Source organism: Streptomyces sp. NPDC001219 (assembly GCF_053597915.1).
The window spans coordinates 84820-103637 of record NZ_JBSFJF010000002.1 but is presented as its reverse complement, the minus strand read 5'-3'; the positions used below and the strand labels follow the sequence as shown (position 1 = coordinate 103637).

The 18818-nt window shown below is 74.3% G+C and carries 14 protein-coding genes; 7 read left to right on the top strand and 7 right to left on the bottom strand.

The features are described 5' to 3' along the window. Nucleotides 1-189 precede the first annotated feature (189 nt). The 4 genes from ACWC9R_RS01935 to ACWC9R_RS01920 form a co-directional block, all read right to left on the bottom strand. Nucleotides 190-5040, bottom strand: coding sequence for an alpha-(1->3)-arabinofuranosyltransferase domain-containing protein (locus ACWC9R_RS01935; protein ID WP_450728060.1), 4851 nt, complete (start codon nt 5038-5040; stop codon nt 190-192). Next, the gene (locus tag ACWC9R_RS01930) at nt 5037-5762 is read right to left on the bottom strand and encodes a class I SAM-dependent methyltransferase (RefSeq protein WP_450728058.1); all 726 of its coding nucleotides are present in this window, start codon (nt 5760-5762) and stop codon (nt 5037-5039) included. The genes ACWC9R_RS01935 and ACWC9R_RS01930 overlap by 4 nt, the downstream gene beginning before the upstream one ends. 7 nt (nt 5763-5769) lie before the next feature. Further along, nucleotides 5770-6969, bottom strand: a complete 1200-nt coding sequence (locus ACWC9R_RS01925) for a glycosyltransferase family 4 protein (RefSeq protein WP_450728056.1) — start codon at nt 6967-6969, stop codon at nt 5770-5772. 272 nt (nt 6970-7241) lie between these two features. Beyond that, the gene (locus tag ACWC9R_RS01920; protein ID WP_450728054.1) at nt 7242-8231 is read right to left on the bottom strand and encodes a DUF3068 domain-containing protein; all 990 of its coding nucleotides are present in this window, start codon (nt 8229-8231) and stop codon (nt 7242-7244) included. Nucleotides 8232-8486: 255 nt separating this feature from the next. Between ACWC9R_RS01920 and ACWC9R_RS01915 the strand changes: the two genes are divergently transcribed. Both ACWC9R_RS01915 and ACWC9R_RS01910 read left to right on the top strand, forming a co-directional pair. After that, nucleotides 8487-8633 (top strand): hypothetical protein, encoded by a 147-nt coding sequence (locus ACWC9R_RS01915; protein ID WP_450728052.1) that lies wholly within the window; start codon nt 8487-8489, stop codon nt 8631-8633. A gap of 44 nt (nt 8634-8677) precedes the next feature. Further along, nucleotides 8678-9904: a PucR family transcriptional regulator gene (locus ACWC9R_RS01910; protein ID WP_450728050.1), complete on the top strand. Its 1227-nt coding sequence runs from the start codon at nt 8678-8680 to the stop codon at nt 9902-9904. Here the strand turns inward: ACWC9R_RS01910 and ACWC9R_RS01905 are convergent. After that, nucleotides 9897-10859 (bottom strand): TetR/AcrR family transcriptional regulator C-terminal domain-containing protein, encoded by a 963-nt coding sequence (locus tag ACWC9R_RS01905; protein ID WP_450728048.1) that lies wholly within the window; start codon nt 10857-10859, stop codon nt 9897-9899. The two genes, ACWC9R_RS01910 and ACWC9R_RS01905, sit on opposite strands and share 8 nt — an antisense overlap. Nucleotides 10860-11028: 169 nt before the next feature. Here ACWC9R_RS01905 and ACWC9R_RS01900 point away from each other — a divergent pair, with 169 nt between their 5' ends. Then, nucleotides 11029-12654, top strand: coding sequence for an MFS transporter (locus ACWC9R_RS01900; protein WP_450728046.1), 1626 nt, complete (start codon nt 11029-11031; stop codon nt 12652-12654). Nucleotides 12655-12700: 46 nt separating this feature from the next. Here the strand turns inward: ACWC9R_RS01900 and ACWC9R_RS01895 are convergent, their stop codons facing one another. Continuing rightward, on the bottom strand, nt 12701-14524 hold the full coding sequence (locus ACWC9R_RS01895; protein ID WP_450728044.1) for an ABC transporter ATP-binding protein: 1824 nt from the start codon (nt 14522-14524) through the stop codon (nt 12701-12703). A gap of 237 nt (nt 14525-14761) precedes the next feature. Beyond that, entirely contained in the window at nt 14762-15193 is a 432-nt protein-coding gene (locus ACWC9R_RS01890) for a MarR family winged helix-turn-helix transcriptional regulator (RefSeq protein ID WP_450728042.1), read from the bottom strand. An 89-nt stretch (nt 15194-15282) separates the two neighbouring features. Here ACWC9R_RS01890 and ACWC9R_RS01885 point away from each other — a divergent pair, with 89 nt between their 5' ends. From ACWC9R_RS01885 to ACWC9R_RS01870, 4 genes are all read left to right on the top strand, one after another. Continuing rightward, entirely contained in the window at nt 15283-16302 is a 1020-nt protein-coding gene (locus ACWC9R_RS01885; RefSeq protein ID WP_450728040.1) for an NADP-dependent oxidoreductase, read from the top strand. Nucleotides 16303-16481: 179 nt separating this feature from the next. Beyond that, entirely contained in the window at nt 16482-16910 is a 429-nt protein-coding gene (locus ACWC9R_RS01880) for an organic hydroperoxide resistance protein (protein ID WP_450728038.1), read from the top strand. Between the two features lie 283 nt (nt 16911-17193). Beyond that, nucleotides 17194-17319 carry a hypothetical protein gene (locus tag ACWC9R_RS01875; protein WP_362612174.1) on the top strand — a complete coding sequence of 42 codons (126 nt, stop codon included), beginning with the start codon at nt 17194-17196 and terminating at the stop codon, nt 17317-17319. Between the two features lie 375 nt (nt 17320-17694). Beyond that, a complete protein-coding gene (locus ACWC9R_RS01870) occupies nt 17695-18696 on the top strand; it encodes a LacI family DNA-binding transcriptional regulator (protein WP_450728036.1) in 1002 nt (333 codons plus the stop codon). Nucleotides 18697-18818: the final 122 nt, after the last annotated feature.

The window sequence follows — 18818 nt, the reverse complement described above, 5'->3', positions numbered from 1 at the left end:
GGCGCTCGTCGGACGGTTCGCCTCGGCTGTGGGCGGGTTCGCCCCGGCCGTTGGGGAGTTCGTGCCGGTCGTTGGGCGGGGTGCCTCGGCCGTCCGGTGGGGTGCTCCGTCCGGTGGGCGGTTCGGCCTGGCCCTTGGACGGTTCGCCCCGTCGGCCAGGCGGTTCGTGCCCGGCCGGTTGCAGTGCGGTCATCGGGTGGTGTCCTTCCCGCTGTTGTGGGTCGGCCGTGCGGGAGCGCTGTGGGGCGGCGGTGTGGCCCTGCTGCCGCTTGGCGGTGTGGGGCCGTGGTTGGCCGGTGGCACGCGCGTGTCGGTGCTCGGCGGCGTGGGCCCGCTGCCGGTCGGTGGGAGGGGCCCGCTGCCGCCCGACGGTGTGGGCCCGCTGCCGCCGAGCGGTACGGGCGGGTTGCCGGTCGGCGGTACGGGCGGGCTGCTGAACGGGGGAACGGGTCCAGGGGCCGCCGTCGGGGGTTCCCCGCCGTCGGTCGCCGATACGTCCCCGCGCTCAGCCGGTCGTACGGGACCGCCCGGCCAAGGTCCCTTCCGCTCGGCCCAGTTCGGCCCGGCGCCCGGTGTTCGTCCCCGGGCCACGATGGGACGCCCGACAGCTACCGGGCCGCCGTTCCCGTCCCCGTCCCGGCCCCCACCTCCGTCCCGCACCCGGCGCGGAAGCGGTGGCGATGGCGGCTCGCCCGGGCCGGCCGGATCAACTGGCCCCGACGACCCCGACGACCCCGACGGCTCAGAGGCAGCGGACTCCCCGGACACCCCAGACACCCCGGACGAGCCCTCCACCGCCTCGTCCGTATCGGGCCCCGCCCCCTCCCGCAGCACCGGCTCCCGCGGTGCCCCGCCCGGCAGCGTGACCACCGCTGCCGCCAGGGCCAGCAGGGCCGCTGCCTGTGCGGTGGCGCTGAAGGCGCCCTGGCCGGTGGCGTGGGGTTCGCCCGCGCCCAGGGCCGCGACGATGCCGGCGGTCACCATCGCCAGCAGGGCCAGGGGGAGCAGGAGGTGTGGCCGGAAATGGGCCAGCAGGGCCAGGGCCGGCACGATCAGGGCGTAGGGCCCGGAGGCCAGGGCGAGTACCGAGGTGAGTGCCAGGACGCCCAGGACCCAGGACGGGGCGGGCGGGGGCGCCGGTGCGCGCTGCGGGGTGCGGGGGGTGCGGCGGACGAGGGCGGAGACGAGCAGGAGCGCGAGCCCGAGGGCGCCGCCGGCCAGGCCCAGTTCGTAGGTGACGGCCGGGTCGTAGGAGAGGGTGACGGTCCCGCCGGAACCGGCCGGGACGAGGAAGGCCTGCTGCCAGCCGTCCACCCGGAGCGGGGTGAGCGGGCGGCCGTCGAGGGTGGCCTGCCAGCCGTCGTTGGCGTTCTCGTGCAGCTGGAGGTAGACGGCCCGGCCCGCGCCGACCGTCATACTGCGGCGGTCGCCCGCCCAGTCCTTCACGGTGACCTTTCGCTCCGGGGCGGCAGCTCCCCGCTCCGAAGGGGAGCCCTTCCGCTCCGCGGCCGTCGCGGGCTCTCCCTCCGCCCCGTCGCCAACGGCCCGCGCGTCTCCCCGTCGCAGTGTCACCTCGGTCAGTGCCAGCGGTCCCTGGTCGCCCGCCTCCACCCGGTGGCGTCCGGCGGGGAGGTGCAGGCTTCCGTCGCGGGCCGGGCCGGCGCACGGGCGGACCGTGACCGGGCGGCGTTCGGCGAGGTCGCGGACGTAGCCGGAGGCCTTGGTGGTGTGCAGTACGCCGTCGACGGCGAGCATCGGGCCCTGGCCGCAGTCGACCGAGAAGCGGGCGCCGGCGGCGGGCCGCGGGGTGCGGTAGCCGTCGAGTGCGGGGAGGTGGATCTCGCTGAGTCCGACCGGGAGCTGGAGTGCCTGGCCGGCGACCGGGTTGTGCAGGGTCAGCGGTGTGACCTTGCTGATCGTGATGTCGAGGCGGTCGGTGGTGATCGGGTCGAAGCGGGCCTGGCCGTTCTCGTCGACGCCCGCGGTGGCCGCCCCGTCCGGCGAGTTGACGAGGATCTGTTCCGGCCGGGTGGCGAGGCCGCCGGCCGCGGCCAGCACGATCTGGTCGATCTTCTTCCGGCCGGGCCAGCGCAGATGCAGGGTCGGCCGGTCACCGGCGATCCAGGCGGTGGTGAGATCGCCGTCGACGAGGTTGCGGGGGCTGAGCGACCGGCCGAAGCCGAAGCCGGTGGAGTCGGCGGTGGCGGTGATCCGGTCCCGCTGTTCGGGTGCGATGCGGTCCAGGAGGCGGTCGAGTTCGGGGCCGGGTACGGGCAGCGCCGTACCGGAGATCCGGTACGGGGCGGCGGCGCCGGTGCGGAACTGGCGGTGCAGTCCGGTCTCCGCGGAGACCGGGGAGAGGCCGCCCGGGTCGCTGCCGCGGTGCAGCGAGAGGATCTCGGCGGGTGCGCCGGACCGCTCGGCGTCGGTGGGGAGCTGCAGCAGCCGGGTGACCTGGACTCCGGGTACGGAGATCTCCCGGAAGCCGGCGCCGGAGAGCCCGGCGCGCGGGGTCTGCGAGCCGAGGATCGTCACCTTCAGCCAGGCCGCCCGCCCGGCCGGGGCCTTGACCCGCTGGGGCGTCCCGTCGGGGCGCAGGGTGCCGGTGGTGCTGCCGTGGTCGGTCTCCACCCGTACGGAGGTCGGGGCGGCGCGCAGCCCGTCGCCGGGCAGCGGGGTGAGGGACAGCGCGGACGGGAGGGTGACGGGCCGGGTGAACGCGACCCGCACCCACTGGCCGACGGGGGCCCCGGCGCTGCCTTCCGCCCAGGCGGTGTCCGGGTTGCCGTCGAAGGCGTTGACGGGGTCGTACTGCGGCAGGTGGAAGAGCCAGTTGCCGCTGGTGGAGGCGGTGACCGAGGACGCGCCGCGGAGGACGGCGGTGGTCTGGTGGCCGGGGCCGGTGGTCGGCAGGATCTGCCGGGGCGGGCGGCCGGGGTCCTGGACGCTGCCGGGGTGGTTCCGCTCGCCGGCGGTGTAGGTGTACGAGGTGTTGCTGTTGACCAGCCCGAAGCGGGTGTCGGCACGGCGCAGGCCGTCGGCGGTCAGCTGGAGCGGCGGGGTGCCGAGGCCGGGGTGGCGGTCACCGGTCAGCACGGTGGCGCGGCGGCGCAGCGCGGGGTCGGCGGACAGCTGGAGGAGGGCTTCGGGGCCGCCGCTGAGCTGGGCGGTGTCCGCGACGGCCCGGGTGGTGACCGGGCCGGGCTCGGGGGTGTCGGCCGGCCGGTAGATCTCGACGGCGCGCTGGCGCGGGTAGAGGCCCTGGACCTGGAGGGGCGCCCCGGAGGGGATGCGGCCGCCGGTGGTCAGCGGGCCGAAGGCGGCCGCCTTGCGGTAGCCGGAGGCCTGGAGGGTGCGTTTGACGGTCTGCGGGGGGACGTAGCCGATCTGGTCCGGGTCGAGGTCGTTGCGGACGACCACGTCGTGCAGTCCGGCCCGGCCCAAGTAGTCGCGCAGGCCCGGCACTTGTGCGCCGGTGAGCAGGGCCTGTTCGACGGCGTCCAGGGTGCGGCGGGCGCCCGGGGTGCCGAACGGGACGAAGTCGCGCTGCGCCCAGGGGGAGGTGGCGAGCACGTCGAACGGTTCGTCGATGGGGGAGCCCCAGGTGTAGAGGCCGTGCGCGGTCGCGGGGACGACCAGGGCGCGGCTGTGCGGGGAGTGCTTCTGGAGCCAGGCGGCGGCCCGTTGCCAGGAGGAGGGCAGCCCGGTGAAGGCGCCGGGCTGGAGGACGGTGCCGGTGAGGAAGGGGAGCGCGAGGGTGGGCAGCACGAGGAGCGCGGTGAGCAGCGGGAGGCGGCGGCGGGCGGGGAGCCGGCGGGTGCCGCGGCGTTCGGTGGCGATGGCGAGCAGATGCGCCAGGCCCAGGGTGAGCGCCAGCGCCAGGCCCGGGGTGAACTTGTAGATGTTGCGGAACGGGCGCAGCCAGCCGTTGAGCCAGTCCTGCCACAGGTCGTGCAGCGGCCCGCCCAGCGCACCGCCGTACCCGGCCAGCGCGATCAGCGCCACGGCCAGCACGGTCAGCAGCAGCCAGCGCCGCTCGGGCAGATCCCGGCGGGCGAGCCCGGCCAGGCCGAGCGCCGCGGCCAGCGCCGAGCCGAGCACCGCGTACGGCCGGGCCGTCATGGTCCACCCGGCCGGCAGCCAGGGTTCGCCGAAGTTGAGGTAGCCGACCCAGTTGCCGGCGCCGCGCAGCAGTTCGGTGGCGGACATGGTGCCGGTGGTGGTGTCGGCCTGCTCGATGAACGGCATGAAGTTCTCGCCGTGCAGGCCGAGCAGCAGCAGCGGCACCACCCACCAGGCGGTGGCCAGCACGACGCCGGGCAGCCACCAGGCGAGCAGCCTCGCCCGGCGCGGCCCCGTACGCGACAGCAGATACAGGCCGGCGGGCAGCAGCGAGGCCAGCGTCGAGGCCGCGTTGACCCCGCCCATGAAGGGGATCAGCAGCGCCGAGCGGGTGGCCGCGATGCGCGCACCGACCCCCGCGTGGGTCAGCGGCAGCAGCACCCAGGGCAGCATCGCGCCGGGCAGTGCGGCGGCGGAGGTGGAGCCGATGACGAGGGTGAAGGTCGGCCACAGGGCGTAGCAGGCGGCGGCCAGGAGGCGGGCCGGCGGGGTGCCGACGCGGAGCCGTTCGGCGAGCCGCAGCGCACCCCAGAACGCGGCCGTGACGATCAGCGACATCCACAGCCGCTCGGCCAGCCACACCGGGACCTGGGCGAGATCGGCCAGGCCGTAGTAGGGGAGCGTGGGGAAGGCGTAGCCGATGTACTGGTCGGCGATACCGCCGAAGCCCGCCCGGTCGTGCCACAGCTGCCCGAGGTCGGCGAGGAACCGCCACGGGTCGGTGGCCACCCCCAGCTTGGTCTCGAACGTCATCTTCCCCGGCGCCGGCGCGAGGAAGCCGGCCAGGGCGAGCGCCCAGAACGCGAACAGCCAGCGTCTGCGCCGGGGACGGCCGGGCGGCGGGGCGGGCGCGGGCACCGGCCGTCCCCCGGTGTCGGGCGAACCGGGGGACGGGAACGGCCTCAGGGTCTGGGTCATGGCAACCGCCGGAGGATGAGGAGGAGGTTCCAGGTGGCGACCTCCCGGACGCCCGGGAGGCGGGGGAGGGCCTCGGCGAGGAACGGCGCGTAGCGGGAGCGGGCGCTGACCACGGCGACGTCGTCCCGGGCCCGTACCTGGCGCAGGGTGCGGCCGATGTGCACCGCGAACAGGTTGACGCCCAGGGTGTGTTTGGCCGGGTGGCCGGTGCGCCGCAGGTAGCGGGCGCGGGCCCGCTCGGCGCCCAGGTAGTGCCAGGGCGCGGTCTCGTGGCCGCCCCAGGGGGAGAACCAGTTGGTGAAGGCGACGTAGATCAGCCCGCCGGGGCGGGTGACCCGGATCAGCTCGCTGAGGAAGGTCTGCGGGTCGGCGACGTGCTCCAGGACGTTGGAGGAGAAGCAGATGTCGACGGCGCCGTCGGCGAGCGGCAGCAGGTAGCCGTCGGCGACCACGGCGCCCTCGGGGGGCGGGCCGTGCGCGGTCAGCTCCGCCGCGTCGGGTTCGAAGAGCCAGCCGGCGGCGCCGCGGCGGCGGAACTCCGCGGTGAAGTAGCCGCTGCCGCCGCCGACATCGGCGACCACCGCGCCCCGCAGCGGCACATACCGTTCGATCTGGTCGGCGGCGTCCCGGGCGAGCAGCCGGTAGCAGTGCCCGGGGTCGGTCCGCTCCCGCAGAAAGGCCCGGAAGAGGGCGGCCGACCTGCGCAGCGAGGGATCGCGCACCGGTCCGTCACCGCCCGGACAACGGGTCGAGGACGGCCTCAGCGGCGACCGCGCGGAAGCTCTGCACGGTGTGGCTCCACCGGAAGCGGGCGGCGCGCCGTTCGGCGGCGCGGCCCAGGGCGTCGCGGCGCCGGGCGCTGAGCGCGAGGGCGCACCAGTGCGCGGCGAACGCGCTCTCGCCGCGCGCCAGCAGCCCCGTCCTGCCGTCCTCCACGGAGTCCCGCAGGCCCGGGATGTCGAAGCCGACGGCGGGGGTGCGGCGGGCGGCGGCCTCCATCACCACCAGCCCCCACCCCTCGACCAGCGAGGGGTGCAGCAACAGCCAGGCGGAGCAGAGGAGTTGGTGTTTGCGTTCCTCGGAGACATGGCCGGTGAAGGTGACGCCGGGGCCGGCCATCGCGGCCAGCCGGGCGCGCTCCGGGCCGTCGCCGACGATCACCAGCCGCCCGCCGGTCACCGGCCGCACCCGCTCCCACAGCCGCAGCAGCAGATCGATGCGCTTGTACTCGACCAGCCGCCCCATGGCCAGGAACAGCGGCTCGGGCGCCTTGGGGGCCAGCGGGCCGGGCTCCGCCACGCCGTTGTACACCAGCCGGATGCGGTCCGGGTCGACACCGAGGCCGTGCAGCGCGGACGCCGTGGAGCCGGAGACCGCCACCATCAGGCCGCGGCGGTGCGCACCCGCCAGCGCCCAGTGCTCCAGGCGGCGGCCGAGCCGGGCGGCGGGCCCCGGGCAGCGCAGCCGCCACAGATCCGTGTGGACGTGGTTGACCAGGCACAGCGTCGGGCCGCGGTGCCACAGCGGCGCCAGGTACGGCATGCCGTTGCAGACCTCGACCAGTAGATCGCAGGGGCCGGCCCGGCGCGCCACCTGAGGCACGCGCAGGAAGTGACCGGCGTCGCCGCCCGCGGACAGCACCCGGTAGCCGCGGGCGGGCGCCCCGCCCTGCGCGGGAGGAGCCGGGAGCCCGGAGGACGGCGGCCCGCCGCACAGCAGGGTGACCTGGTGCCCGTGGGCGGCGAGCCCCTCGGCGATCCGGTGCACCAGCAGCTCGGAGCCGCCGGCGGCGGGGTTGCCCAGATCGCGGCGGGCGAGGAAGACGATCCGGCGCGGGAGCGGCGGCGGCCCGGAGCCGGGCGGCCCGGACGCCGCGGGGCCGGCGGCGGGCACTGCGGGAGGCGGGGACGGCTGTACGTGCTGGGGCATGTCCGATCCAACTCGTCTCAGGGTGCGGTACCGGCGGTGGGGGACGTACTGCGTACTGAGTCGTGCGGGCCGTGCGGCAGCATGCGGTGGTGCGGTCGCGCCGGGCGGCGGTCCGCCCGGCGCCCGGGGTGCGGTGACGGGGTGCGGTGCGGCGGACGTGCGCCGGCCGGCTGCGTTGTGGGGTGGACAGTGTTCGCCCGCCGCGTTCGCCGCGGCTACTCACCGGCGTGACAAAAACGGCCCCGAATTCGACTGACGGTTCATCACTTCGCTCAGGACCCGTCCGGTGTCCGCCTGCCGCGCACCACCCACACCACCCCCGCCGGCACGAGCACGGCGCCCGCCGCCGCGGCCGTGACCGGCAGCGTCCGGCCCACCAGCACCAGCCTGTCGCTGTCCGCCTTCGCCAGCCGCACCTGCGCCCGCTGCGTCGCGGGCGTGAACTCCAGCCGCTCACCGCGCAGCAGCGTCACCGCGGTGCGCCGGGAGCCGGGGGCCCGCAGCGTCTTGACCGGCGAGAGCACCGCGTTCATGATCCGGCCGGTGCGCGGCTCGACGACCAGCTCGATACCGGAGTTGGCGTACCACTCCTCGGCCTGGATCTGGCCCTGCCGCGGCCGTCCGACCAGCCGGCCGGGCACCTGCCGGCTGCCGGTCCTGGTGGCCGGCACCGTCCCGGTGAAGCGGTAGCCCGGGTAGCCCCTGACCTCCCGCGTACCGGCGAAGCGGAGCGGGACCGCGGCACCCAGGGTGTTGTCCCACCAGCGGTAGCCCCTCTTCTGCACATCGAAGGGGAACTTGAGGTAGGCGTCGCCGTCGAACCGGGTCGGGGCCTCCGCGCAGCAGTGCACCGGCGCGTTGCTGCGCCGGTCGGTGACCCAGCGCTCGGTGGTCCACTGGAACGCCCGCCGCGGGTCCTTCAGGGCCAGCGTCTGCGGGGTGTCGACGGTGGTGGAGACGTCCCACACCGCCCGCCCGCTCCTCTCGCTCGCCGCGACATCGCCCAGGACGTGCCGGGTGATCGTGATCCGCCGGTGGTCACGGGTCTTCAGCGCCGCGGTGTCGAAGTAGCCGCCCTCGCCGGTGAAGACGGTGGTGACATCGACGTCGACCGGTGTGACCTTGGCTCGTGGCGCGACGTACCAGGCCAGCAGGGGCGCCAGGACCAGCAGGAAGACGCCGAGACCGAGGACGGCCAGGGACAGCGGCGGGGCGGCGGTGGCCACGGCGGGGGAGGGGGCGGACTTGCCGGATACGGGCATACGGGCACTCCTGGAAGCGGTGGGGGAATCACGCTCTGGTGCACGTGCGGCGCCCCGAGGCGCCATGGGCCGGGAACGTAGGGGAACTCTTGACAGGGCGTCAATGCCCTTCCACACTCGGCAGGCACCACGACCCCAGTGGTGCCGCGCTGTGGGACGCGGCACCGAACCGGCCCGGGAGGCCGTGCCGGGTGCCGCGCCAACCCCGACGGAGACCGCCGACGGACTCCGCCTCGACGAAGGGCTCGCCGCGCCATGCACCGAACGCTCGCCGCCGCTCTGACCGTGCTGACCGCCGCCGCCCTCGCCACCGGCATCGCGCTCGGCATCGTCGCCGCCCTGGACACCACCCCCGAGCAGCCGAACGTTCCGCTGGTGACCTTCGACCGGGGTGGTGACTAGCGGGCGGGGCCGGGGAGACGGGGCGTGCTGAGGAGGTCCGCTTCATGGTGACGGCCGTCCGCTCGGCCTGGCGGGAGGTCCCGCCCTATCAGGTACGGCAGTTCGCCGCCCTGGCACTGGAGGAGGTGCCCACCCTCGCCCAGGACATCCTCCGCGAGATCCGCCGTACCTACCCACAACTCCCGGTGATCCCGGACGAGTTCGGGGAGCCCCGGGCGCTGGTGGGAATCCGCCAGTCGTTGGAGCACTTCGTCGCGCGTCTGACCGCCGGCCCGGACCGGCCGCACGTCCACCCGCGGGTCTTCCAGGAGTTCGGCCGTGGCGAGGGCCTCCAGGGCCGCAGCCTGGACGTCCTCCAGGCCGTCTACCGGCTGGGCGTCCGGCTGGCCTGGCGGCGGCTCGCCGAGATCGGCCAGCAGGTCGCGATCCCGGCGCCCGCGATGTACGAGCTGGCCGAGTCCGGCTACGAGTACCTGGACGGCCTGGTCGCCGAGTCCGTCCGCGGCTACGCCGAGGCCGCCGCCCGCCAGGCCGGTGAGCGGCTGCGCCGGCAACGGCGCCTGATGGAGCAGCTGTTCACGGCCCCGGGAAAGCGGCGGCGCGGCGCGGGGGCGGACGTGCCGCCGGCCCTCGCCGAGCGCGCCGCCGGCATCGGCTGGACGCTGCCCGAGCGGGTCGCGGTCGCGGTGCTGCTGCGACCGGACCGGGAGGCGGTGGCGCCCGCCGTCGCCCCGGACGTCCTGCTCGACATGGAGAGCGAACGGCCCCGGATGGTGGTGCCCGACCCCGACGCCCCCGGACGGCGTGAGCTGCTGGCCCGCGCGGCGGCCGGCTGGTCGGGCGCGATCGGCCCCGCCGTACCGCTGCTGGACGCCGCGAAGTCGCTGCGCTGGGCCGGGGCCGCGGTCGACCTGACGGAGCGCGGACTGCTGCCCGCCGGTGAGCTGCTGCAGTGCACCGAGCACACCGAGGCGCTGGTCCTGCTGCCGCCGGAGGAGCTGATCGGCGACCTCACCCGCCGCCGCCTCGCCCCCCTGGACAGCTGCGGCCCGGCCCATGCCCGCCGCCTCGCGGAGACCCTGCTCGCCTGGCTGGAGACCCGCGGCGGCGCCCCCGAGGTCGCCGCACGGCTCGGCGTCCACCCGCAGACCGTGCGCTACCGGCTGCGCCAGATACGGGAGTTATGGGGCACGGAGATCGACGACCCGGACCGCCGCTTCGAACTGGAGCTGGTGTTACGGGCCCGCCGGCTGCGCGGGGAACTCAGTTGACCTCGCCGGAGCCCGGGGCCCTGCCCTCCACAAGCGCCGCCATCCCGTCCAGCAGCCGCGCCAGCCCGAACTCGAACAGCGAGGTCAGCGTCACCACGTCCTCGTCGTGCCCCGAGATCCCCCCGTACATGGGATAGGAGCCCGACGTGACGATGCCCTCGAACACCGGCTCCATGGAGGCCATCCACTGCCTCTGGTCCATCCCGGTCTCCTGCTCGGCCTCCAGGTCGTCCTCGAAGCCGGCGGCGGTGGCGCGGACGTGGTTCAGCAGTGTCACGGCCATGTGGATCAGCGTCACCGGGTCCACGCCCTCCACCCGCGCCATGGTCCACTCGATGAGCGCCATCGCCCGTGGCATCGGCTGCGGCCGGGTGATCGACAGATAGTGCGCCAGCCACGGATGCCGCCGGTAGAGCTGCCACTGCAGCCGCGCGCCCGCCTCCATCCGCGCCCGCCAGCCGTCCGGCGCCGGGTCCGGGAGCACGATGTCGTGGAACGCCGCGTCCGCCATCAGCACCACCAGCGCGTCCTTGTTGGCCACATGGCGGTAGAGCGCCATCGAGGACACCCCGAACTCGGCGGCGACCCGGCGCATCGACAGCGCCCGCAGCCCCTCGGCGTCGGCGATCCTGAGTCCGGCCCGGACGACGCGCTCGCGGCTCAGCCCGCTGTCCGTCTCCCGCGGCCGCCGCTCGCGCGCGAGTCCGGGGCGCGCGGCCCGCTGCGGCTGCGGCGCGGCCACCACCGTGCCCACACCCGGCACGGCGCGGACCACGCCCTCCTGGCGCAGCGTGGTGAGCACCTTGGTCGCGGTCGCCATCGCCACCCCCCACTCCCGGGTGATCCGCCGGGTCGAGGGCACCCGGTCGCCCGGTGCGAGCGTGCCGGCGTCGATGCGGCTCCGGATCTCCTCGACGATCCGCCGGTAGGGCGGCGGGGCTGCCGACTGCTCCACGGGACGACCTCCGTACTAGTGCACCAGGGGCTTCTACCAGGCTCGCGAGCGTACCAGCGCACCTCGCCAGGGCGGGGCGTTGCGGTAGTGCACTAGTGTGATGCACCTCCAACTCCCTTACTGCTCCAGCTGTTTGCGCCGTAAGCGCGCCCTGCTTACCGTGTCACTCATGTCGTTTACTCCGTACACACCCCGGCCGTCGGCCGGCCGCCGGGAGTGGACCGCCCTGGCCGTCCTTCTGCTGCCCTGCCTCCTGGTCTCGATGGACGTCTCGGTGCTCTACTTCGCGGTGCCGTTCCTGACCGCCGAACTGGAGCCCAGCAGCGTCCAGCAGCTGTGGATTCTGGACGTCTACGGCTTCGTCCTGGCCGGCCTGTTGATCACCATGGGCGCACTGGGCGACCGTATCGGCCGCCGCAGGCTGCTGCTGTCCGGCGCCCTCCTCTTCGGCCTCGCCTCCGGCGTCGCCGCCTACGCGCAGAGCGCGGAAACCCTCATCGCCGCACGGGCGTTGCTCGGCATCGGCGGCGCGACCCTGATGCCGTCCACGCTCGCGCTGATCCGCAACCTCTTCCATGACGCCCGGCAGCGCGGCAGGGCCGTCGCGATCTGGTCGTCGGCGATGATGGGCGGCATCGCGGTCGGCCCGGTGCTCAGCGGGGCGCTGCTGGAGCACTTCTGGTGGGGCTCGGTGTTCCTGATCAACACCCCGGCGATGGTGCTGCTGCTGGTCTGCGGGCCGCTGCTGCTGCCGGAGTTCAGGAACCCGGCGGCCGGACGCTTCGACCTGCCCGGCGCGCTGCTGTCCTTGCTCGCGATGCTGCCGACGGTCTACGGCGTCAAGGAGATCGCCCGCGACGGCCTGGCACCACGGCCCGTCCTCGTCCTCATGGCGGGACTGCTGGCCGCCGCGGCCTTCGTCCACCGCCAGCGCACCGCCCGCCACCCGATGCTCGACCTGGAGCTGTTCCGCCGCCGCGGGTTCAGCGTCTCGGTCCTGATGAACCTGCTGGCGATGTTCGCTGTCGTCGGCTGCGCGGTCTTCTTCACCCAGTACCTGCAGTCCGTACGGGGCATGAGCCCCATGGAGGCGGCGCTGTGGAACCTGCTGCCGACCCTCGCGGTGGGCGGGATGGCACCACTGGCCGCCACCCTCGCCCAGCGCATGGACCGGGCCCGCGTCGTCGCCCTGGGCTTCGTCCTCGCGGCCGGCGGCTTCGTCTGGCTGTCCCGGCTGGAACCGGACTCCGCCCTGTGGTTCGTCCTGGTCGCCTCGTCGGTCTACGCCGCGGGCCTGGTGATGGTGATGTCCCTCGGCAACGAACTGGCCATCGGCCTCGCCCCGCCCGAGCGCGCCGGCTCCGCCTCGGCCCTGCTGGAGTCCGGCACCGAACTGGGCGGCGCGCTGGGCATGGCCGTCCTGGGCAGCATCGGCGGCGCGGTCTACCGCACCGGCATGGCCGACGCCCTGCCCGCCGCCCTCCCCGCACCCGCGGCCGACGCGGCCCGGGAAACACTGGCCGGCGCCGCCGCGGTGGCCGCCGAACTCCCGGGCCGGGCAGGCGAAGCGCTCCTGACCGCGGCCCGCTCCGCCTTCACCGACGGCTTCCAGTCGGCCGTACTGACCGCCGCGAGCGTGATGGCCTGCGCCGCGGTCCTGGCGCCGGTGCTGCTGCGGGGGGTGCGGACGGCGGGAGCCGTCGGGGAAGCGGACGCCGCCGGGGCGCCGGGGGTACCGGAGGGCTCCGTCGCGCCGGCGGGCGCGGAGACGACCGGCACCTCCGCCGCGCCCTAGCGGAGGCGGCGCGGGTTCGCGTGCCGCCAGGGCACCACAGGTCCCGTCAGGGGGCCGCCGGCCGGGCCGCGGCGGGGACGGCCTCCGGGGCCGGGGCGGTGTCCCCGCTGATGCGCAGGGACTTCACCAGCTCGCGGTACAGGGCGTCCTTCGCCAGCAGTTCCTCGTGGCCGCCCTGGACGCGGATGCGGCCCGCCTCCATCACCACGATGGAGTCCGCGTCGATCACGGTCGACAGCCGGTGGGCGATCGTGACCACCGCACCCGTGGCGGCGCGGGCGCGGACGCAGTCGTGGACGGCGGCCTCGGTCAGCCCGTCGAGCTGAGCGGTCGCCTCGTCCAGGAGCAGGACGTCGGGGGTGCGGAGCAGGGCCCGCGCCAGGGCGACGCGCTGGCGTTCGCCGCCCGAGACGGTCGTGTCGGACAGCGGTGTGTCGAGGCCGTCGTCGAGCGCCTCGACCTTCTCGGCCAGCCGGACGTCGCACAGCACCCGGCGCAGCTCCCCGTCCGACGCGTCGGGGCGGGAGAGCAGCAGGTTGTCGCGGAGCGTCCCCGGCACGATCGGGGTGTCCTGCTCCACGTACGCCAGTCGCGCCCGGAGCTCCTCGTGGGTGTGGTCGCGGTACGGGCGGCCGTCCAGGAGCAGTTCGCCCCGCGTCGGCTCCAGAAAGCGCAGGAAGAGGGAGAACAGAGTCGTCTTGCCGGCTCCCGACAGGCCGACGATCGCGGTGTGCCCGCGCCGGGGGACGGCCAGGTCGATGTCCCGTACGGCCGGTTCGGCGTCGGGGCCGTAGGCCGCGGTGACCTGCCTCAGCGCCAGCACGGGCACGTCGGGCCGGTGCTCCCGCTGCGGCGCGGGGCCGGCAGAGGGCGCCGGCTCCGCGGTGCTCTCGGTCGCCAGACCGGCGGTCTCACGGATGCGCTCCGCCGCGGCGATGCCCGACTGCAGCGCGCTGACGTTCGCACTCAGCTCGGTGACCGGCTCCATGAGCCCGAACGCGTACAGCAGGAAGGCGATCAGGCTGGAGACCTCCATCTGCCCCTCGCCGACCCGCCAGGCGCCCACCCCCAGGATCGCGATGGTCGCCAGCTCGATGCCCGACAACGAGATCGTCCAGGCCAGCGCCTCGCGGCGGACGGCGCGGATGCCGTACTCGGCGGAGGAGCGCGCCTCGGCCAGGATGCGCTCGGCCGTGCGGTCCTCGGCACGGCTCACCTTCACCGTTCTGATGGCACGCAGGGTGCCCGCCAGGACGCCACCGAGCCGGCCGAGGTGCTCCTGGGCGCGCTGCTGCGCCGCGGCGATACCGGGCATCAGGACCGCGAACAGCACCCCGGTCACCGCGACCGCCGCCACGGTGGTGCCGAGCAGCACGAGATCGAGCACACCCATCAGGACGAGGGTGCCCAGCAGCATGACCGTCCCGTTGATCAGCCCGATCAGCGCGCCGGTGGCGGCCTCGCGCAGCAGCACCGTGTCGGAGGTGACGCGGGTGACGAGCTCACCGCTCGGGCGCCGCGTCACGGCCGGCACGGTGGCCCGCAGAAACCGCCGCACCATCGCCTCGCGGGCCTCCAGCACCACGCGTTCCCCCACGGTGCCGAGCAGGGTCCACTGCCGGAACCGGACGGCTCCGCCGGCCACGAGCAGGACCAGCAGCGCCGCCACCGGCCCCTTCAGCGACGACGAGGTGCCCAGGGCGTCGAGCACCCACTTGGTGACCATCGGAGTGGCCAGCCCCAGCGCCGACGCCACCAGCCCCAGAAGCAGCGCCCCCACCAGCGCACCCTTGTGCGGCTGAGCGAACGACCACAGGGTCCGCAGCCGCGGCGCGGTCCCCTTCCGGGGGAGGGTGTGACGAACAGTCATGTCACCGAGTGCAATATGCCCGCTCCGTAAGCGCAAGCGAATTTCATCCGGTGCGGCGCTGCCGTCATGCGGTGATGGGTAAGCGAGTTGACTAGGCGTCAGGCAGTTGCGGGGCGGGGCGCCGGAGTGGTTCCCGGGCGGTCATGGCGGCCGTGGGCGGCGCCGCGCGGTGCGGCTCGCCGGCGCCCCTCCGGGTCTCGCCGGTGCCTGTCCGTCTCGCTCCTGTGCCCCTCCGGCTCACTCCGGGGCGACGCCCAGCATCCGCTGCAGCAGCTCCTTCAGCAGTGTCCGTTCGGCGACCGTCAGGCGGCCGAGGGGCTCGCGGGCGAAGTCCAGGGACGTCCGCAGCGCCTGGGCCAGCCGCGCGCCCTCGTCGGTGGGGGCGGCGAGCTTGACGCGGCGGTCGGCCGGGTCGGGGCGGCGCTCGACCAGGCCGCGGGACTCCAGGCGGTCCACGATCCCGGTGATGTTCGACGGCTCGCACTTCAGGCGCTGGGCGACCTTGCGCATGGGCAGGGGCTCCAGCGAGAGCAGGCTGAGCACCCTGGCCTGCGCACCGGTGAGGGAGTGCTCGGTGGCGGCCTGCTCGTACTCCTCGTAGTAACGGGAGACGACGGTGCCGATGAGGTCGACGACCTCGACGGTCAGGGGGTCTGCGCGGGGGGTCATGCACACGAGGATACCCATTTACTTGACAACATGAAATATCGAGGCGCATGGTTGTTTCAGCACCTGAAGCATTTAGGAGGATCGCGCTTATGTCCGCACTGCCCACGACCAGCCGCGAATGGCACCTCGTCGCCCGCCCCCACGGCTGGCCCACTCCGGAGGACTTCGCGCTGCGCGAGGTCGCGGTGCCCGAGGTCGGCGAGGGTCAGATCCTCGTCCGTACGCAGCACTTCTCCGTCGACCCGTACATGCGCGGCCGGATGAACGACGTCAAGTCCTACGTCCCGCCCTTCCAGCTCGACCAGCCGATGGACGGCGGCGCGGTCGGCGAGGTCATCGCCTCGCGCGACGACTCCGTGGCCGTCGGTGACCACGTCCTGCACGGCCTCGGCTGGCGGGAGTACGCGGTCCTGGACGCCAAGCGCGCCGCCAAGGTGGACCCGTCGCTGGCCCCGCTCACCGCCTACCTCGGCGTGCTGGGCATGCCGGGCCTGACCGCGTACGCGGGCCTGCTGGAGGTGGCGTCCTTCAAGGAGGGCGACGCCGTCTTCGTGTCCGGCGCGGCCGGTGCGGTGGGCAGCGAGGTCGGCCAGATCGCCAAGCTCAAGGGCGCCTCCCGGGTCATCGGCTCCGCCGGTTCCGACGAGAAGGTCAAGCTCCTGGTGGAGGAGTACGGCTTCGACGCCGCCTTCAACTACAAGAACGGCGACGTCGGCAAGCAGCTCAGGGAGGCCGCCCCCGACGGCATCGACGTCTACTTCGACAACGTCGGCGGCGACCACCTCGAGGCGGCCATCAGCTCCCTCAACGTCCATGGCCGGGCCGCCATCTGCGGCATGATCTCGATGTACAACTCCACCGAGCCGACCCCGGCGCCCCGCAACCTCGCCATGGTGATCGGCAAGCGCCTGCGCCTCCAGGGCCTGCTGGTCAGCGACCACGCGGCGCTGCAGCCGAAGTTCGTCGAGGAGGTCTCCGCCTGGATTCGCTCCGGCGAGCTGAAGTACGGCGAGACCAAGGTCTCCGGCATCGAGAACGGCGTCGAGGCCTTCCTGGGCCTGCTGCGCGGCGACAACACGGGCAAGATGATCGTGAGCCTGGAGGGCTGAGTCCGGCCCCGGCCGGAGAGCTGACCTCAGCCCTCCGGCCGGCACCGGGGGCGGGGTGGGGTGGGGGGGGAAGCCGGAGAACTGTGTACTCCCCGCTCCCCTTGCCCCGCCCGTTAGGCTCGGGGCACGCCGTCGTGATCCGTGGGCGCGAGTCGCGGCGAACCACAGGAGGATTCGGTATGTCCATCCAGACCGTCGACGTCGTCTACACCGCCGTCGCCACCGCTGAGAACGGCCGTGACGGCCGCGTCGCCAGCGACGACGGCAAGCTCGACGTGGTCGTCAACCCGCCCAAGGAGCAGGGCGGAAGCGGCGCCGGCACCAACCCCGAGCAGCTCTTCGCGGCTGGTTACAGCGCCTGCTTCCAGGGCGCGCTGAGCGTCGTCGCCCGCCGGGAGAACGTCGATGTCTCCGGCTCCCGGGTGACCGCCGAGGTCGGCATCGGCAAGACCTCGGACGGCGGCTTCGGCCTCACGGCCGAGATCATCGTCTCGATCCCGCAGGCCGACGCGGCCACCGCCCAGGACCTCGTGGCGAAGGCGCACCAGGTGTGCCCGTACTCCCACGCCACCCGCGGCAACATCGAGGTCAAGCTGACCGTCGCCTGACCCATGGCGCCACCGGCTGATCCGTAGCGTCACCGGCGTCGCCGGTGCCAGGGGCTTTCCACAGGGGCCGCATCCCACGACGGGGTGCGGCCCCTGCGCTGTCCGCGCTGTCCACGACGCGGCCGCGCGCTGTCCACGGCGCGGCGCTGTCGTCCCCTGTGTACGGGCTCAACTCGCGCTATTCTGGCGGCGCTTCACCGCGTTCCTCCCCACAGCTCCGTCGGCGGCCCGGCCGGCGGGGGCCCTGGTCTCCGGGGCCTGTCCGGAGGAGCGAGGAGGAGTGATGGACGATCAGGACACGGAGCAGCAGAGCAACCGGTGGGCGCCGTCTGACAGATGGCAGGTCGTCATCGGGGCGCTCGGTCTGCTGGTGGCGATCGTCGCTTGTGTGGGGCAGTTCGCCCGGTAGGTGACGGGACCGGCCCCATGGGTCCGGACACGGCTGGCGGACGTCCTCGTGGCGGGACGGTCAACGGGGGAGTGCCCGGGCTCGCCGTGCACCACGCGCCGCACCCTATGTGTGGCTGTGCCCGCCCTCCCAGGCCTTCGCGCCTTTCCCTCGGTTCTGCCCCTCCCGCACCCCGCACGCCACCCTCCCCACCCCCGCCCATGTGACGCAGGCAACATTCACCCCGTCTTGACGCACCCCCCGTGTAATCGATTTCGTAGCCTCCGCGCATTCCCCACGGAATCGATTACACGACGATCGCGCGCAGCGAACCCGCCCCCGTACCGGAGGCGGTGCACGGACAGACGGAACAGCGAACGGAACGGCGACGGTGCCATGGCGAACATCAAGGATGTGGCAGAGCGGGCAGGGGTCTCCGTCGCCACGGTGTCGCGGGTCCTCAACGGCCACAGCCCGGTCGCCGAGACCCGTGAGCGGGTGCTCGCCGCCGTACGGGAGCTGGGCTACCGCCCCAACAACGTCGCCCGCGCGCTGCGCACCGCACGGACCGGTGCGCTCGGCCTGATCATCAGCGATCTCACCAACCCCTTCTTCACCGAGCTGGCCGACGCCGTCGAGGACGAGGCCCGCAGCCTCGGCTACAGCCTGGTCATCGGCAACGCCGGCGAGCGCCCCGACCAGCAGGACGACTACATCCGCACCCTGCTCGACCGCCGGATCGACGGCCTGCTGGTCAGCTCGGCCGGCACCGGTTCGACGATGCTCAGCGAGGTGGTCGCGTCCGGCACCCCGCTGGTGCTGCTGGACCGCACCGTGCCCGGTGTCGACGCCCCCTGCGTCCGCGCCGACGGCCGTACCGCGCTCACCGAGCTGGCCGCGCATCTCGCCGCCCACGGCCGCCGCCGCCCCGCGATCATCGTCGCCCCGGCAGGCACCCCCACCGGTGACGAGCGCCTGCGCCAGTTCCGTACCGCGCTGGCCGGATACGGCCTGACCCTGCCCGACGAGCGGGTCGGTTCCACCCCCGACCTCCAGCACACCGGCGGCCGGCAGGTGATGAGTGACTTCCTCGACCTCGCCGAGCCGCCGGACGCGGTGCTGGCCACCGACAACCTGATGGCCCTGGGCGCGATGGACGAACTCCGCGCCCGCGGGCTGCGGGTGCCCGACGACATGGCGCTGGTGGTGTACGACGACGTGCCGTGGTTCACGCACACCGATCCGCCGCTGACCGCCATCACCCAGCCCACCCGCGAACTGGGCCGGGCCGCCGTACACACCCTGCTGGCGCGGATCGAGGACCGGCCCGCCGGCTCGGTGCTGCTGCCCGCCCGGCTGGTCGCCCGCCGCTCCTGCGGCGAGGTACCCGCCCCCTGAGCCGGCCCGCCCGGTGCCCGTGTCCGGCATGCCGACACGGCTTCCCCGTCCGGGCGGGCCACCCACCCCCACCCTCACCCCACCCCAGTCAGCCACCACACAAGCCACCCGAGGAAGAGAGG

Excerpts from the sequence above, each read along its gene's own strand:
- ACWC9R_RS01870 (WP_450728036.1), top strand. The coding sequence starts at position 17,695 with ATGGCGAACATCAAGGATGTGGCAGAGCGGGCAGGGGTCTCCGTCGCC.
- ACWC9R_RS01890 (WP_450728042.1), bottom strand. The coding sequence starts at position 15,193 with ATGACCCCCCGCGCAGACCCCCTGACCGTCGAGGTCGTCGACCTCATC.
- ACWC9R_RS01910 (WP_450728050.1), top strand. The coding sequence starts at position 8,678 with ATGGTGACGGCCGTCCGCTCGGCCTGGCGGGAGGTCCCGCCCTATCAG.
- ACWC9R_RS01920 (WP_450728054.1), bottom strand. The coding sequence starts at position 8,231 with ATGCCCGTATCCGGCAAGTCCGCCCCCTCCCCCGCCGTGGCCACCGCC.
- ACWC9R_RS01880 (WP_450728038.1), top strand. The coding sequence starts at position 16,482 with ATGTCCATCCAGACCGTCGACGTCGTCTACACCGCCGTCGCCACCGCT.
- ACWC9R_RS01885 (WP_450728040.1), top strand. The coding sequence starts at position 15,283 with ATGTCCGCACTGCCCACGACCAGCCGCGAATGGCACCTCGTCGCCCGC.
- ACWC9R_RS01895 (WP_450728044.1), bottom strand. The coding sequence starts at position 14,524 with ATGACTGTTCGTCACACCCTCCCCCGGAAGGGGACCGCGCCGCGGCTG.
- ACWC9R_RS01900 (WP_450728046.1), top strand. The coding sequence starts at position 11,029 with ATGTCGTTTACTCCGTACACACCCCGGCCGTCGGCCGGCCGCCGGGAG.
- ACWC9R_RS01935 (WP_450728060.1), bottom strand. The coding sequence starts at position 5,040 with ATGACCCAGACCCTGAGGCCGTTCCCGTCCCCCGGTTCGCCCGACACC.
- ACWC9R_RS01875 (WP_362612174.1), top strand. The coding sequence starts at position 17,194 with ATGGACGATCAGGACACGGAGCAGCAGAGCAACCGGTGGGCGCCGTCT.
- ACWC9R_RS01915 (WP_450728052.1), top strand. The coding sequence starts at position 8,487 with ATGCACCGAACGCTCGCCGCCGCTCTGACCGTGCTGACCGCCGCCGCC.
- ACWC9R_RS01925 (WP_450728056.1), bottom strand. The coding sequence starts at position 6,969 with ATGCCCCAGCACGTACAGCCGTCCCCGCCTCCCGCAGTGCCCGCCGCC.